This is a genomic window from Paenarthrobacter sp. NPDC090517 (assembly GCF_044769165.1).
Taxonomy (GTDB): Bacteria; Actinomycetota; Actinomycetes; order Actinomycetales; family Micrococcaceae; genus Arthrobacter.
This window is the reverse complement of the sequence record NZ_JBIVXN010000009.1, coordinates 1-15,550: the sequence shown is the minus strand read 5'-3', so window position 1 is coordinate 15,550 and position 15,550 is coordinate 1. Positions and strand designations below refer to the sequence as shown.

General features: G+C 58.7%; 15 protein-coding genes. 11 read left to right on the top strand and 4 right to left on the bottom strand.

Annotation, left to right across the window (positions count from 1 at the left end; all coding sequences use genetic code 11):
• Positions 1–22: 22 nt before the first annotated feature.
• The gene (locus tag ACIQTW_RS20290) at positions 23–1,345 is read right to left on the bottom strand and encodes an aspartate aminotransferase family protein (protein WP_402940846.1); all 1,323 of its coding nucleotides are present in this window, start codon (positions 1,343–1,345) and stop codon (positions 23–25) included.
• 200 nt (positions 1,346–1,545) lie between these two features.
• Between ACIQTW_RS20290 and ACIQTW_RS20285 the strand changes: the two genes are divergently transcribed.
• Positions 1,546–2,268, top strand: coding sequence for a FadR/GntR family transcriptional regulator (locus ACIQTW_RS20285; RefSeq protein ID WP_179018267.1), 723 nt, complete (start codon positions 1,546–1,548; stop codon positions 2,266–2,268).
• Between the two features lie 100 nt (positions 2,269–2,368).
• Here ACIQTW_RS20285 and ACIQTW_RS20280 read toward each other — a convergent pair whose 3' ends face one another.
• Both ACIQTW_RS20280 and ACIQTW_RS20275 read right to left on the bottom strand, forming a co-directional pair.
• Complete coding sequence (locus tag ACIQTW_RS20280; protein ID WP_402940842.1) at positions 2,369–3,334, bottom strand: electron transfer flavoprotein subunit alpha/FixB family protein; 966 nt, start codon at positions 3,332–3,334, stop codon at positions 2,369–2,371.
• A gap of 14 nt (positions 3,335–3,348) precedes the next feature.
• Positions 3,349–4,128, bottom strand: a complete 780-nt coding sequence (locus ACIQTW_RS20275) for an electron transfer flavoprotein subunit beta/FixA family protein (protein WP_402940839.1) — start codon at positions 4,126–4,128, stop codon at positions 3,349–3,351.
• Between the two features lie 145 nt (positions 4,129–4,273).
• On the opposite strand from ACIQTW_RS20275, the gene ACIQTW_RS20270 reads away from it, so the two are divergent.
• From ACIQTW_RS20270 to ACIQTW_RS20250, 5 genes are read left to right on the top strand one after another with little or no spacing between them, the layout of a single operon-like run.
• Positions 4,274–4,519 carry a lipoyl domain-containing protein gene (locus tag ACIQTW_RS20270; protein ID WP_179018270.1) on the top strand — a complete coding sequence of 82 codons (246 nt, stop codon included), beginning with the start codon at positions 4,274–4,276 and terminating at the stop codon, positions 4,517–4,519.
• The gene (locus ACIQTW_RS20265) at positions 4,516–5,493 is read left to right on the top strand and encodes a thiamine pyrophosphate-dependent dehydrogenase E1 component subunit alpha (RefSeq protein WP_402940834.1); all 978 of its coding nucleotides are present in this window, start codon (positions 4,516–4,518) and stop codon (positions 5,491–5,493) included. Before ACIQTW_RS20270 ends, ACIQTW_RS20265 begins: the two co-directional genes overlap by 4 nt.
• Before the next feature lie 5 nt (positions 5,494–5,498).
• Positions 5,499–6,512 carry an alpha-ketoacid dehydrogenase subunit beta gene (locus tag ACIQTW_RS20260; RefSeq protein WP_402941060.1) on the top strand — a complete coding sequence of 338 codons (1,014 nt, stop codon included), beginning with the start codon at positions 5,499–5,501 and terminating at the stop codon, positions 6,510–6,512.
• 5 nt (positions 6,513–6,517) lie between these two features.
• The gene (locus tag ACIQTW_RS20255) at positions 6,518–7,174 is read left to right on the top strand and encodes a 2-oxo acid dehydrogenase subunit E2 (protein WP_223937578.1); all 657 of its coding nucleotides are present in this window, start codon (positions 6,518–6,520) and stop codon (positions 7,172–7,174) included.
• A 34-nt stretch (positions 7,175–7,208) separates the two neighbouring features.
• On the top strand, positions 7,209–8,144 hold the full coding sequence (locus ACIQTW_RS20250) for a cytochrome b/b6 domain-containing protein (RefSeq protein WP_402940831.1): 936 nt from the start codon (positions 7,209–7,211) through the stop codon (positions 8,142–8,144).
• A gap of 18 nt (positions 8,145–8,162) precedes the next feature.
• Here the strand turns inward: ACIQTW_RS20250 and ACIQTW_RS20245 are convergent, their stop codons facing one another.
• Entirely contained in the window at positions 8,163–8,867 is a 705-nt protein-coding gene (locus ACIQTW_RS20245; protein ID WP_402940829.1) for a FadR/GntR family transcriptional regulator, read from the bottom strand.
• 246 nt (positions 8,868–9,113) lie between these two features.
• On the opposite strand from ACIQTW_RS20245, the gene ACIQTW_RS20240 reads away from it, so the two are divergent.
• The 5 genes from ACIQTW_RS20240 to ACIQTW_RS20220 all read left to right on the top strand — a co-directional run.
• Positions 9,114–10,724: a carboxyl transferase domain-containing protein gene (locus ACIQTW_RS20240; protein WP_402940826.1), complete on the top strand. Its 1,611-nt coding sequence runs from the start codon at positions 9,114–9,116 to the stop codon at positions 10,722–10,724.
• Between the two features lie 7 nt (positions 10,725–10,731).
• Entirely contained in the window at positions 10,732–12,897 is a 2,166-nt protein-coding gene (locus ACIQTW_RS20235; protein ID WP_402940823.1) for an acetyl/propionyl/methylcrotonyl-CoA carboxylase subunit alpha, read from the top strand.
• 108 nt (positions 12,898–13,005) lie between these two features.
• Positions 13,006–14,169, top strand: a complete 1,164-nt coding sequence (locus ACIQTW_RS20230) for an acyl-CoA dehydrogenase family protein (protein ID WP_402940821.1) — start codon at positions 13,006–13,008, stop codon at positions 14,167–14,169.
• A gap of 15 nt (positions 14,170–14,184) precedes the next feature.
• A complete protein-coding gene (locus ACIQTW_RS20225; RefSeq protein WP_402940818.1) occupies positions 14,185–14,712 on the top strand; it encodes a MaoC family dehydratase in 528 nt (175 codons plus the stop codon).
• A gap of 2 nt (positions 14,713–14,714) precedes the next feature.
• The coding region (locus ACIQTW_RS20220) for an HpcH/HpaI aldolase/citrate lyase family protein (RefSeq protein WP_402941058.1) at positions 14,715–15,550 on the top strand (836 nt) is incomplete at its 3' end.

The window sequence follows — 15,550 nt, the reverse complement described above, 5'->3', positions numbered from 1 at the left end:
TGGGGAAAAGGAAGGCAGGGAACTAAGCGAGACCTTCTTCTTGGGCGATCTGCATGATTGCAGCGGAGAGGGCGGCTACGGCTTCGTCGACGTGTTCCCTGGTGAAAATAAATGACGGGCAGACGCCAATCCGTTCGGGGTCCGTGGGAAGACTGGGTGCCCCGAAACCCGGGTTGATGAGCACTCCCCGGTCGCGGGTTGCTTTGCCTATCCTTGCTCCGATCCGCTTCGCTGCGGCAAAAGGAGTGCGTGTTGATTTGTCGGAAACCAGCTCAATACCTGTGAGCATCCCCAGTCCGGAGATTTCTCCGACGATCGGGCTTTCTGCCAAGGCCAACCGAAGCGAATTCAGGAGGTATTGACCTGTCTGTGCGGAACGTTCGACCAGCTGGTGCTCGTTGAGGTAGTTCAGCACAGCTAGGCCAACCGCGCACGAAAGGGGGTTGCCGCTGTAGGTGTAGCCATGGTCGAAAAGTCCCGATCCTTCTGAGACTGCATCGTAAATTCCGTCAGTTGTGATGACCCCGCCCAAGGGGGTGTAACCGCTGGAGACGCCCTTGCCGAAGATGATCATGTCCGGTGTCACATTCCAGTGATCAATCGCGAAGTTCTTGCCGGTGCGGCCAATGCCGCACAAAACCTCGTCGGCTATGAAGAGAACGTCGTACTTGTCGCAGATCTCCCTGACACGCTTGAAGTAGCCTTCGGGAGGTATCCGGGCAAGGTCGGCTGAGCCCACCACAGGTTCAGCTATGAAAGCTGCTATCTCATCGGGTCCTTCGTTGAGAATCGCAGCCTCGAGTTCCTCGGCTGCTGCCAGGTCACAAGCTGGCGAAATGTGCGGGAAGTTGCTCAGATACGGGGTGTACTCCAGCCGTCGCGCCGTGTAACCGGAGGCAGCAAGGGCCCCCAAAGTGTTGCCGTGAAAGCTCTTCCATCGGCTGATGATTTTCCACTTGGAGGGCTGGCCGATTTCGACAAAGTAATGACGGGCCAGCTTGATGGCAGTCTCTGTCGCCTCAGCTCCCCCCGATGTGAAGCGAACGTGGTTGAGGTCCCCGGGGGCCATGTTGGCAAGAACTCTGGCCAACTCCTCCTGTGGTGCGCTGGTAAATCCGCCGCAGAAGGTTACCAGGGCGGCCTGCTTCTGCATGGCGTCAAGGACCTCTTGTACGCCGTAGCCAATGTTGACAACGACGTTGAGGCCCGAAGATGCGTCTAGGAGGCGATTTCCAGCCTCGTCCCAGATATGCACGCCTTCAGCGCGCTCTACCCGGACGGGAACGTTGGTGACATCACGGTGGAAGACTCTGGTGTCCTCGTGAGTCATCGTTGCGGGGTCCACTCGAAAACCTCCTGATTGTGTCCTAGCCCACTAAGGGCCGATGAAGACCAGTCTAACCCTGGTGTTACCAATTTGTGGTCGGTATCACCAATTTTTTAAATTGGTAGACCGTGGTTGCTATGATTGGGGTAGATTCGACCGATCATCCAACAACTGGAGCTGCCCGCGGAGTGCGGGCCGACTGGAGAGCTGAAGGGTTCATGTCACAACTGGTAGAACCGGCCTTGGAGCCGGCGAAAGATCCTTTTGACGCACTTGCTCAGGAAGACCCGCTCGTTGCTGCGCTCTCGGACATTGTTAAGAGCCTCAAGCCTGGCGATAAATTGCCGACGGAACGCGAACTCACCAAGCAGCTGGCCGTCGGTAGAACCGCGTTGCGTGACCGGCTGGGTGTCCTTGAGGGCTTGGGCATACTGGAACGTCGGCCCGGATCGGGTACTTATGTGCAGGAGTTTAATCCGGCCTCCGTATCGATGGCCCTGAATTTGGGCATCAGTTCCGCCCAACTCCCGCTCAAGGCGCTGGAGTCGGTACGCATTGCGCTGGAGCGACAGGCGGCGATGGAGGCTGCGACGAGTGCTGACCCGGTGCTTGTCGCCTATATGCATCGCGCTTTGGACCTTATGGCGTCAGCGCAAGATCAGGCAACGAGGGATGAGGCTGATAGGCAATTCCACCAGGCGCTGCTCCGGTCCGCCTCCAATCCCGCCTTGACCTTCTTCGCGGACGCCATAGCTGGCGTTCTTACCCAAGATGTCAAGACGCGCTCCAGCCAGGCCCTTGCCGGAGAAGGTTCCCAGAGCTCCACTGAGTTTTTTGTGGATGCACATCGTGAAATCCACGAAGCTATTCTCGCCCGGGACCCAGAGCGAGCGATGGCGGCGGTAAACCATCATTTCATTCGCTTGGAGCCGGCCCACTAGCATCTCGACAGCCGTGACCGGAAAGCTGGCCGGTGCATCCAGGATTGTTGTCCATCCGGCAGACTTCGAGAGGTGAAGCCTGCCGGATAGCGTTGTCTTTTCAGCGGCGGGAATTGATGGTCTCGATCAGCTTAGGAACCACGGAAAAGACATCTCCAACAACACCGAAATCAGCAATATCGAAGATGGGCGCATCCGGATCCGAGTTGATGGCTACGATCGTCTTCGCCGTTTGCATACCTGCCCGATGTTGGATCGCTCCGGAAATTCCCAGCGCCACGTACAGGTCTGGTGTGACACTGACTCCGGTTTGGCCCACTTGTGAGTCACGGCCGACAAAACCAGCGTCAACAGCTGCCCGGGAAGCGCCAACGGCAGCTCCGAGTGCATCGGCAAGCTGCTCGACGAGCAAGAAATTCTCTTTGGAGGCCAGACCTCGGCCACCTGAGACGACTTTTGTCGCAGCACGCAGTTCCGGGCGACTGGAAACGGTCATTGCAGAGGAGCCATCGATGACCACTGATTTACTCTTTTCGCAGAGTACCGTTGCCGTAGTCATGGCAGGAGTAGCCGGCCTTGCCTGAGTTTCGATTGCTCCTTCTCGGAGCGTGATTACCGGTAGGCCATCGGCAACCATGGACTCAACCGCGTAGGATCCTCCGAAAACAGAGTGCGTGGCAATTATGGTTCCGTCAGTGAGCTGCAGGTCGACCGCATCGGCGATCAGTCCGCCCTTCGTGCGGACTGTGAGACGGCCGGCGAGTTCCCGCCCTCCCGGAGTAGCGGCCAAAAGAACGGCTAAAGGCTCAAAGTGTTCCACTGCCAGGTGCAGCGCCTCCAACTGAGGTGCCAAAAGGAGAGATTCGGCGTCCTCGCAGTAAGCCGCGAATACGTGTTCGGCTCCGAGGTTGCCCAGCTCCGCGACGACACTGTCCTCTATGGGTCTTGAAGCGACCAGAACGGCCACCGGCGAGCCTAGCTGCGAAGCCGCAGCGAGGACCTCCCGGGTGCTCCTGCTGAGTTTTCCTTCGGGAGAAGTGTCAACTGACACTAGTACGTTGGGCATCGTCGCTTCCTCTTTCAAATGAGTTTGCTGGAGATAAGAAATTCGGCCAAATCGTTGGCGGCCGCGCCATCATCGACGATCTTTTTACCGGCAGTCCTGGCCGGCTTGGCATTGGTGGACACGACAACGGATTGGCCGCTCCCGTTACGGTCCGATGCGACCAGGCCCAAGTCAGCGAGGGAAAGGTTCGTGATGGATTTCCGCTTGCCCGACAGGATGCCCTTAAAGTTTGGAAAGCGTACTTCAGGTGAGCGTTCTGTGACTGTCACGAGGGCCGGCAGCGTCGTATGCAGTTTCATGACTGTTCCTTCTCCGTGGCGTTGACCGCTGACAAGATGTGCCGAGACTTCCACATCGTCGACGAAGCCGAGCAAAGGCAGGCCCAGGTACTCGGCAATCATGGCCGGCACCGCTCCGGTCCAGCCGTCTGTGGACTGGCTTCCGGCGATTACGAGGTCAAATGTGGAGTCGCGCAGAGCAGTTGAGATGACCTGGGAAGTCCACACTGAGTCAGCTCCGATAAGTCCGTCGTCGCAGACATGAATGGCTGAATCCGCTCCTGTGGACAGGCACTTGCGTAGTGCCGCGTTAGCCTGCCGCGGTCCGACCGACATCGCTACAACTTCAGTTTTTTTGTCAGCGTCCTTGAATCGCAGAGCCATTTCGAGCGCACGCTCGCTTATCTCGTCGACGACGCAACTGTCCGGACTTCGTTCAATGCGGCCGGTGGCCATATCGAGCGATCGTTCGTCGGAGGTATCCGGAACTTGCTTGATGAGCACGATGATCTTCAATGAACACTCCTTCGTGTATGGCCCGCGATGGCGTCGAGACGAGGCCCTTGACAGAAAGCTCACGTCTCGTAGAGTGGTGATACCAATTCGTCAGGCGGTGGTACCACTCTACACGCGGCGACTTCGAACGGAAAGGATGTGTCACATGAGTGCTCAGGTGTCTATTAATGACCTAGGCGACGGAGTTGAAGAGGCTGTATTCGCTGCTTGGCTGAAGGAGGTCGGGGACTCCGTCGCTGTCGGTGAAGCAATCGCCGAGGTGATGACCGACAAGGTCAACCTCGAAATCGAGTCAACCGTGGCCGGCGTGCTTGCGAGCCAGGATTGTGAGCCCGAGGACACTGTCCGCCTTGGCCAGGTCATCGGCTTGATTGATGTGCAGGCATCATGAGCTTTGACCACGGAACACCAGAGGGCCGAATGAACCTGTGGCGGGCGATGGTCCGGGGTCGTGCTTTCGATCAAGCCATGTGCCGGCACAACAACCATTGGCATGAGGCCCGCGGCGAAGAAGCGGTCTTTATCGGAGGTTTCGCCCACCTTGAAGCAGACGATATCGTCGCACCTCACTTCCGCGGTGCTTGCGCCGTTAGCCTCATGCGTGGCAGTGATCCGGCCGAGCTGGCTGCGGGGGTCTTCGGCACGGATGGCAGCAATTCGGGGGGAAACTGGCGCGGGGACATCTGTCCCACTCCCAGTGAGCGCTTTATCGGGATGTTCTCGGGTTCGCTTGGAACCACCGTCGCTTACGCAACCGGAGCCGCGCTCCATCTGCAGCAGCGACATCTGAATAACGTCGCCGTCTGTGCATTCGGCGACGGCACCGCGAACGCGGGCATTGTGGCTGAGTCAATGAATCTTGCATCCATGCTGCAGCTGCCGCTGGTTCTCATTTGCCAAAACAACCAGTACGCCACCTCTCTTCCGGCGACCACTGCGATTGCCGGGGGGACAGTATCCGACCGGGCGAAGGCTTTGGGACTTGAGGTCGTTGACGTTGACGGCAACGATCTCGAGGCAGTGATCAGTGCCCGCGCCACAGCGGTCGCGCGGGCACGCGAGGGCGGAGGTCCTACTTTGATCCACGCGCTCACCTACCGGATGGGAGGGCACTACATGAATGATCCGGAGACATATCGAACAAGAGACGAAGTGGCCGCTTGGGAGAAGCTGGATCCCATCACACGATTCGAGCAGAAGCTGATTGTTGCTGGCGAATTAGGGGCCGACGAAGCTGCCTCGGAGACGCTGTCCCTGATGGCGGAAATGAATGACATTGTTGCGGCGGCCAAAGATGCTCCGCCGACAGAGAACTTGGTACTGAACCCGTCGGCCTTTGCCGAGGACTGGAGAATCGCATCGTGACCAGGATGACCATCAGTGAAGCCATCGTTGCGGCGATCGGCGATGCAATGGACACAGACGATTCTGTGTACCTTCTGGGGCAAGACATTGGGATCTTCGAGGGTCCAATGCAGTCAACAAAGGGGTTGTGGGAACGGTTCGGTCCCGCCGGCCGACTCATTGATGCGCCCATCTCTGAGGCGTCCATGGTTGGCAGTGCTGTGGGGGCAGCAATGGCTGGCAGCCGCCCCATTATCGACCTCATGTTTGCTGAATTCCTCGCCCTCACCATGACGCCGCTGGCTCTTGAAGGCGCATCGGTGGCTTACCGCACCCGGTCCGGGGTTACCGTTCCCCTTGTTGTGAGGGCGAAATTTGGGATTGGGCCGCACCGCGGCCATGCCGAGTCGTGCATTGGCATGCTGATGGGCTTTCCCGGCTTGAAGATCGTCATCCCGACCAGTCCACAGGATGCCTACTCTCTGATGCGGGCAGCTATTCAAGATGACAATCCGGTCGTCTTCCTCGAACACATGAGTCTGCTCCACGGTGCACGGGCAGAGGTGGACACACAGCTGAGCATCGAAATAGGAACAGCAAGCATACGGCGGCCCGGGAATGACGTCACTGTCGTAGCCTCGGGCTTGATGGTCTCCCGCGCACTTCGAGCTGCCAAGGCTTTAGCCGCCGAAGGCATCGACGTTGAGCTTATTGATACCCGGTCGATGGCCCCTTTGGATATTTCCACCATTCTGAAGTCGGTGCAACGAACTGGCCGCCTGGTCATAGCCGAAGAGTCCTGGCCCGTCGCGGGTCCTGCGTCCGAAATTTGCGCACAACTGATCCGTGCGGTGGACGGTCTCCCAAGTTTCACTGTCGACTTTGTGGAGCCACCCCACACCCCCGTTCCCTTCGCGGCACAGTTGGAAGCTGCTTTCGTTCCTAGCATCGAAAACATCGCAGCCGCTGTCAGTAAGGCATACGGAAGGAACGCGATCGCCAGGTCCACTGCCGTTTCCGCAGAGGGAGGCGCAGCGTGACCGATATGAGTACGACGACGGCTCCCGGGGAACGTCGCATTAAAATTTCGGGGATCCGCAAAATCATTTCGGACCGCATGGTGCTGTCACACACACAAATCCCGGGTGTCCACGTTGTCGAGGAATGTGACGTCACTGAGGTTGATCTCAGCAGGATCGTCGCCATTACCTGCTCGTCAATCGGACAACTTTCTGCCACGTACCCCTACTTCAACGCCCATGTCGTGGACTCGGAAATTGTCTGCTTCGACGAGTGCAACGTGGCCATAGCCGTTGATACCCCACGCGGTCTCATGGTCCCGGTGATTCGCAACGTAGGAAACCGAAAAGTCGACGATATCCAGGAAGAGATTCGACGGCTGGCGGCACTCGCACGCGACGGCAAGCTCACTCCGGCTGACATGACTGGGGCAACAGTTACCCTCACCAGCCCCGGGAAACGAGGCGGGGTCTTGGCGACTCCGCTCATCAGTCATCCTCAGACTGCAATTATTGGGGTCCACCGGGCTGTCCAACGCCCTGTGGTCCGTGACGGTGCAGTGGTTGTTCGGACACTCTCGAACGTCACCGTAACGTTCGACCATCGTGTAATTGATGGAGCCACCGCAGGAGACTACACCTTGGAACTCTGTCGACTCATTGAATCCTCGGGAATCCGCTAACTGTCGCGGTTCACGGAAGCACGGAGAATCTGTCATGTCCACTAAATCCAAAGCCCCACCCACAGCCAGGCGACGCTGGGTTCCCATAACAGGCAAGGTTGCGCTGGCTCTCGGCATCCTGCTTGTATTCGTGCTGTTGGGACGGTGGCTCCGCGAGATGAGCCCGATACAAGATTTCATCGCGGCGTATCCCGGTGAGTCGCACCAGCCCGAAGGAACGCAACCAGGTATTCCGGCGTGGGTGGGATGGCAGCACTTCCTCAACTCTTTGCTGATCGTACTGATCATCCGATCAGGGTGGCTTGTTCGAACTCGAAGCAAACCGCCTGCGTACTGGACACCCAAGAGACTGATTTGGTCGAAGAAGTCCCAGAAGGGGCTCACAAAGATCAGCCTGGACCTTTGGTTTCATCTCTCCCTTGATGCGCTCTGGGTACTCAACGGTGCCGTGTTTTTCGTTCTCATCTTCGTGACGGGGCACTGGATGCGGCTTGTACCCACGGGGTGGGACGTTGTGCCGAATGCGGCGTCTGCTGCCCTGCAGTACGTTTCGCTAAATTGGCCTGTGGAGAACGGCTGGAACAACTACAACTCGCTGCAACTGTTGGCGTACTTCACAACAGTTTTCGTTGCTGCACCTCTGTCCATAGCGACAGGCCTACGAATGTCCCCGGCCTGGACAAAGGCCCCCGCCATCTTGAGTCGCATTCTTCCCATGGAGATCTGCCGCAGGGTGCATCTTTGGGTGATGTTCTATCTGGTTTTGTTCATTGCTGTTCACGTGACTCTGGTTTTGGCCACGGGTGCGCTGCGAAACCTAAACCATATGTACGCCGCACAGGACGGTGAAAGCTGGGTTGGTTTCTGGATTTTCTCCGCTTCCCTGGCCGCTATGGTCGCCGCGTGGGGATTGGCGCGACCTCTGTTCCTGCGCCCGGTGGCCGCTATGACAGGGTCGGTCACCCGTTAGAAGCTGGCCAGGAATGCTTCAACTGATGCGAAGGGCGTCGAAATGGTCATCGATTGCCTGCATCGCCGCAGAAGGATCGCCGGCAACGATTGCGTCATGGATCCTCTGATGGTGCTCGACCAACAAGGTTTGGACGGAGTCAGTGAGTCTCGTGTTGTTTAGACGCGCGCTGCGGTAGGCGAGGTCTTGGGCGAAGACATCAGAGAGTGCTTCAGCAAAGAAGGACAGTGCGGGATTTCCTGCCGCCCTAAGAAGGGACTGGTGGAATGCGAGGTCGGCATCCATGACGTCTGCTCGGACATCTGTGGATGCCATCGTGTTAATGGCGCGCTGCATATAAGCAACAAGGACGGGATCCGATGATGTAGCCGCTTCACGGCCCGCTTGCCGCTCTAGCGCGATCCGGACGGATTCAAGAGCAGATACCGGAAGGTGCGACGAAGCAATGGCCAAGTTCAGAGCCAGTGCCAGAGCATCTGGGTTTAGAGTCTCAACAAATGTTCCCGACCCGGTACGGCGCCGCAGGATTCCCAAACCCTCGAGCACTCCCAAACGGTCGCGTAACGCCGTCCTGCTCACTCCCAGTTCAAGGGCAAGGTCGCGTTCACTAGGAAGTCGATCGCCAGGACGCAGTTCCCTAATGAGCCGCGCGAGAGCTGCAGAGACTGGGTCGTTCGCGAAGACGCTGGCGAGGGAGTGGACTTCCCCATCATGTATTGTCATCGGCCCTTACCTCATTCACCTCTTGGCGGACTCTCCGATTCTATGGGTAGCCGCTTCAGGGCTCTTGACACCGGGTCCACAACTCGTAGAGTGGTAGTACCAATTTATAAAGCGGTGATACCGAAGTGGTTGAGTATCAGTCGCCCCTCACAGCATCTCTCCGGAAAGCTCTCCAGTGGCTTTCGAAAAGGCGTGAAGGAAAGCCCCCGTCTGGGGCAAGAAACCTATGTGGAATGGAAGATGTGCATGCATGCCTTGCAAAGCTCAGCGGATTTCGTCGATGCAACATATGCCGCAAATAATGCTGCACAACGGGATCTCGTAGCCACGCTCCGGTCCAAGTTGGCCTCGGCGGCCCTCGGCGGCCCAGCCAAGTCCCGGGAACGGCACATCGCCCGCGGGAAACTGCTGCCGCGGGAACGGATCGACTACTTACTCGATGAGGGCAGCCCCTTCCTTGAGATCGCGCCGCTGGCTGCGAATGGCATGTACAACGACGATTCTCCCGGTGCGGGGGTTATTGCAGGCATTGGCCTGGTCCATGGTCGCCATGTTCTGGTGATCTCCAATGACGCCACGGTCAAGGGCGGCACTTACTATCCCATGACTGTGAAGAAGCACCTCCGGGCACAGGAAATCGCCTTGGAGAACAAGCTCCCGTGCATCTACCTCGTGGATTCCGGCGGAGCCTTCCTGCCCAAGCAGGACGAGGTCTTCCCGGACAAGGAGCACTTCGGCCGGATCTTCTATAACCAAGCCAAAATGTCCGCGGCCAAGATCCCGCAGATCGCCTCCGTCATGGGGTCGTGCACGGCCGGCGGTGCCTATGTACCCGCCATGAGCGATGAGACCGTCATAGTCCGGAACCAGGGCACCATCTTCCTGGGTGGCCCGCCCTTGGTAAAGGCAGCGATTGGCGAGATCGTCACAGCAGAGGAACTGGGCGGCGGCGACGTCCATTCAAGGATTTCCGGGGTCACCGACCACCTGGCCGAGAACGACCAGCACGCTCTGGAGATCGTTCGGGACATCGTGGCGACGTTGCCGAAGCCGGCGCAGCCAGCATGGGACATGTCGGACGTCGTCCTGCCGCCCGTCGTCGATCCTTCGGAGATATACGGTGTGGTTCCCACAGACGTCAACGCCCAGTACGACGTCCGCGAAGTCATCGCGAGGCTGGTGGACGGATCCGAATTTCATGAGTTCAAGAAGAACTACGGCACCACCCTGGTGACCGGATTCGCGCACCTGCACGGCCACCCCGTGGGCATAATCGCGAACAACGGCGTCCTCTTCAGCGAATCGTCTTTGAAGGGAGCCCACTTCATCGAGCTCTGCGATCAGCGCGGTATTCCCCTGATCTTCCTGCAAAACCTTTCAGGCTTCATGGTGGGCAAAGACGTCGAGCAAGGTGGCATCGCCAAGAACGGCGCCAAAATGGTCACCGCCGTGGCAACAGCGAGGGTCCCGAAACTGACAGTGGTGATCGGTGGTTCCTTCGGCGCCGGCAATTACTCCATGTGCGGGCGGGCGTATTCGCCGCGGTTTATGTGGATGTGGCCGGCAGCCCGGATCTCCGTGATGGGCGGAAATCAGGCCTCCAGCGTCCTCGCCACGGTCAAGAGGGATCAATACGAGGCGGTCGGCCAGGAATGGTCCGCCGAGGACGAGGAAGCCTTCAAAGCTCCCATCAAACAGCAATACGAAGACCAGGGAAGCCCCTACTACTCCACCGCGCGCCTCTGGGACGACGGCATCATCGACCCCGCTGATACGCGGCGTGTCCTGGGCATGGCCCTGGACGTCGTCTCCCGCCAACAACTGCCCGAGACCTCCTTCGGTCTCTTCAGAATGTGAGCCCACAATGACTCTTCCCTCACTCACCTCTTCCGCTCACAATCCCACCGGCATCGGCTCAACTAGACCCCTCTTCGAAACTGTGCTCATTGCCAACCGTGGTGAGATAGCCTGCCGCATCATCCGGACCCTGCGGTCCTTGGGCATCCAGTCAGTAGCTGTGTATAGCGATGCTGACTCCCATGCCCGGCATGTGCAGGAGGCAGATCGAGCGGTGCGGATTGGCCCCGCCTCTGTCACTGAGAGCTACCTGAACATTGGCGCCGTAATCCGAGCCTGCCGGGAATCCGGCGCCGACGCTGTGCACCCTGGGTATGGGTTCCTCAGCGAAAACGTCGACTTCGCCCGTGAACTTCAGGCGGCCGGCATCGCCTTCATTGGTCCCGGAGTCGAATCGCTAAACGTCATGGGCGACAAAATCCGTTCCAAGAATCATGTTGCCGGTTACGGCGTTCCAGTCGTCCCAGGCATCGCGCAGCCCGGTATGACAGACGGACAACTCATCGATGAAGCAGCTGCTGTCGGATTTCCGCTGCTGATCAAGCCCTCCGCGGGTGGTGGCGGCAAAGGCATGCACGTTGTCGAAGATCCAGCGGACCTGCCGGCTACCCTGGCTACTGCCCGCCGCGTCGCAGCCAGTGCTTTCGGTGATGACACTCTCTTCCTTGAGCGTCTGGTCCGCACTCCCAGGCACATCGAGGTCCAAATCCTGGCCGACAATCACGGCAACGTGATCCATCTAGGCGAACGCGAATGTTCGCTGCAGCGCCGCCATCAGAAAGTCATCGAAGAAGCCCCCTCGCCGCTGCTTGGAGGACTTCACGATGGGGAAGCCGTCCGCGCTCGGATCGGGGAAGCGGCCTGCCAAGCGGCGCGCAGCGTCGACTACAGCGGTGCAGGTACTGTCGAATTTATCGTCTCTAATGATGCTCCGGACGAGTTCTTCTTCATGGAGATGAACACCCGGCTGCAGGTGGAACACCCCGTCACGGAAATGGTCACCGGAGTGGACCTCGTCGAATGGCAGGTAAGGATCGCCGCCGGTGAAGAACTTACTTTGTCGCAATCCGATGTCGAACTCAAGGGTCACGCCGTCGAGGCCCGGATCTACGCGGAAAACCCTGAGCAGAACTTCTTACCGTCAACCGGCACGGTTCAGCTCTTACACGAACCGGCAACCTGGACGGCAGCCGGGGCAGAGGCGAAAGGTGAAGTTCGGATCGATTCAGCCCTGCTGCCCGGCCTTGAAATATCACCCCATTACGACCCGATGATCTCCAAAGTAATCGCCTGGGGCGAGGACCGTGAGTCGGCGCTCGATACCCTCGATGACGCACTCTCGGGCTACAGGCTGCTCGGCGTCGAGACCAATGTGGAGTATCTGCGCCTGCTGATCAACGACGCCGAGGTCCGGGCAGGAAAGCTCGATACGGAACTTATCGAACGCAAGATGTCGGGGTTCTCCTTCAGGGCAGCTGCCGACAGAGAATTTGTGGCGACAGCCCTGTACCTGGTCGCGATGGACGCGGGCCGACCGGCGTTGGAAGCCGACGTTTGGACCCAGCCCACAGGCTGGCGCTTGGGAGAGCACGCGCCACGGCGCATTAGTCTAAGTGCTTCCAGTGGTGAGGTGAGGACTGTGTCAGTCACCCAGGGGGGCTGCATCGGCAGCGAGTTCGATGTAAGCGTGGACAACGGTCCGCCGCATACCGCTACTCTCTCCCAGCTGGGCGACGATGCCATTTTGCTGAGCTACAACGGCGAAGTCCGTAAGTACTCCATCGCTACCATCACCAACAGCTCGTACCAACAACAAGTAATCAACTACCCGACCGCGTTGTATCTGGGCGAACACGGCTGGGCCTGCCGCATGGATATTCTGACGCGTCAGGCCCGCCTCGACCGGATGCTAGGAAGCATCCAACGAGCGGAGGGCACGGTAGACCCCGAAGTCCGGTCCCCCATGCCGGGAACTGTCGTATCTGTAGCAGTCAGTACCGGCGAAGAAGTCGTTGCCGGCCAAGTCCTCCTCTCCGTGGAAGCCATGAAGATGGAACATCAACTACTGGCCCCGCAAGACGGAACCGTCCAAATAAACGCGCACACCGGTGCACTGGTCAGGGCGAACCAGATTTTGGCGACGGTCCGCGGTCCACAAGCCGTTGACTCTTAGAACTTCACACCGGATGGCACTTCTTCCTTAGACGCAGCCGGACGCAACAGCTCAACTCACGCGCTGTAAACAAAACGCAGACAGAAGATATTAAGAAGGGAATCAAAAATGGTCGATTTTGAACTCAGCGAGGAGTACCAAGAACTCCGGAAGACGGTGGCTGACTTCGCCGATGAAGTCGTCGCTCCCGTATCAAGCAAACACGACGAGGAACACAGCTTTCCGTACGACGTAGTTTCCCAAATGGCGGATATGGGCCTCTTCGGGCTCCCCTTTCCTGAAGAATATGGGGGCATGGGCGGCGACTACTTCGCACTCGCCCTTGCTCTGGAAGAACTCGCGCGAGTGGACCAGTCGGTAGCCATCACCCTGGAGGCCGGCGTCTCGCTCGGCGCCATGCCCATTTTCCGTTTTGGAACTGAGGACCAGAAGAACGAATGGCTGCCTAAGCTGACGTCCGGACGAGCACTGGCAGGATTCGGGCTCACAGAGCCGGAGGCCGGTTCGGATGCCGGCGGCACCCGAACCCACGCCCACCGTGATGGAGGCCAATGGGTGATCAACGGTAACAAAGAGTTCATCACCAACTCCGGCACGGACATCACCCGGCTCGTCACGGTCACCGCTGTCACCGGCCAGCGGGAGCGCGAGGACGGCACCACGAAGAAAGAAATCTCCACCATCCTGGTCCCCACCAACACACCAGGGTTCACCGCCGAAAAGGCGTACAACAAGGTTGGCTGGAACGCTTCGGATACGCACCCTCTAACACTGAAGGACGTCCGGGTACCTGAGTCGAATTTGCTTGGAGAGGAAGGACGCGGCTACGCAAACTTCCTCGCCATCCTGGATGAGGGCCGAATCGCGATCGCTGCACTGGCCACCGGTGCAGCCCAAGGATGCGTGGACCTGTCCGTGAAGTACGCCAAGGAACGCAGCGCATTCGGACAGAACATCGGCAAGTACCAAGCCATCCAGTTCAAGATCGCGCGTATGCAGGCCAGAGCCCACACAGCGCGCCTTGCGTACTACGATGCCGCCGCCAGGATGCTAGCCGGCAAACCCTTTAAGACCGAAGCTGCTATCGCCAAGCTGGTTGCAGGCGAGGCAGCCATGGACAACGCGCGAGATGCTACCCAGGTGTTCGGCGGCTACGGCTTCATCAACGAATTCGCCGTAGCTCGACACTACCGAGACTCCAAAATCCTGGAGGTAGGCGAAGGTACCACTGAAGTCCAGCTGATGCTCATCGCCCGTGAACTCGGTCTGTAGCGGAGCGATAGAACCATGACGCAGATCCCTGTGCCCTCACCCGGGCACGCTCCCCCACTCGTCGAACAACGTGGGCTGTACTTTGATGAACTCGACCTGGGCGTCACCTATGCCCACCGCCCAGGCCGAACCGTCACCGAAACAGACAACGTGCTCTTCACCACCATGACAATGAATACCCAGCCTCTTCACTTGGACGCCGCATGGAGCGCCCAGCAGCCCCTTGGTCAAAGACTGATCAACTCCATGTTTACCCTGGCCACGATGGTGGGACAGTCTGTAACCCAATTAACGCAGGGAACAATCATTGCCCAACTAGGGCTGACCGACGTTTCCTTCCCTCATCCGCTCTTTCATGGGGACACGCTGTACACCGAGACCGTTGTCCTCGAAAAGCGGCTGTCCGCCACCAGGCCCGGGCAGGGGATCGCCGTCATGAAACACACCGGCAGAAATCAACACATGGTTGCTGTCGCCGTAGCAACACGAAGCGCCCTCATGTGGACTGAAGACGCTCACAAAGCTTCCAGGCGGCTTTCATGAATATCGAATTATCTACCGGCCCTGCACTCCTGTTTTGCCCAGCCGACAGACCTGACCGGTTCATCAAGGCCGCCGCCCGCTCAGACGCGGTCATTCTCGACCTCGAAGACGCCGTGGCATCAGAAGATCGGGTAGGTGCCAGGCGGGAAATCCTCTCCCGGCTTAGCGATCATGGACAATTCCACGGTCTGGAGCCCGACAGGACCATTGTTCGGATAAGTGGCGTAGGCACCGAAGACTTTGAAAAGGACCTGCAGTGGCTGGCACTCACGCCCTACCGCACCATAATGCTGGCCAAAACCGAGGACACCGCACAGATCCGCGTCCTGGATGGCTACCGAGTGGTTGCTCTGTGCGAGACCGCCGCGGGCGTGGCAAATGCAAACGCCATTGCTGCCGAGCCCAACGTAGTGGCCATGATGTGGGGCGCCGAAGACTTGCTGGCATCTATCGGTGGGACATCAAGCCGTCACCCTAACGGGAGCTACCGGGACGTCGCGGTCCAGGCACGATCCTCTGTGCTCATAGCAGCGGCGGCGGCTGGCAAGCCCGCAATCGACTCGGTCTACTTGGATATCTTCGACCTTGATGGGCTGGCCGTCGAAGCCGGCGATGCCGCCGCCTCGGGCTTCGGTTTCAAAGCGTGCATCCATCCGAACCAAGTAGATGTAGTGCGCGCTGCATACGCGCCCTCCGAAACTGAGGTTCTAGCCGCACAAAGGATCCTAGAAGCGGCGACCAAGGCCGAAAATGGCGTGTTCCGGCTCGACGGCAAAATGATCGACGGTCCGATCCTGAAGCATGCCGAGGCAACCCTGCATCGGTTCAAACAAACACA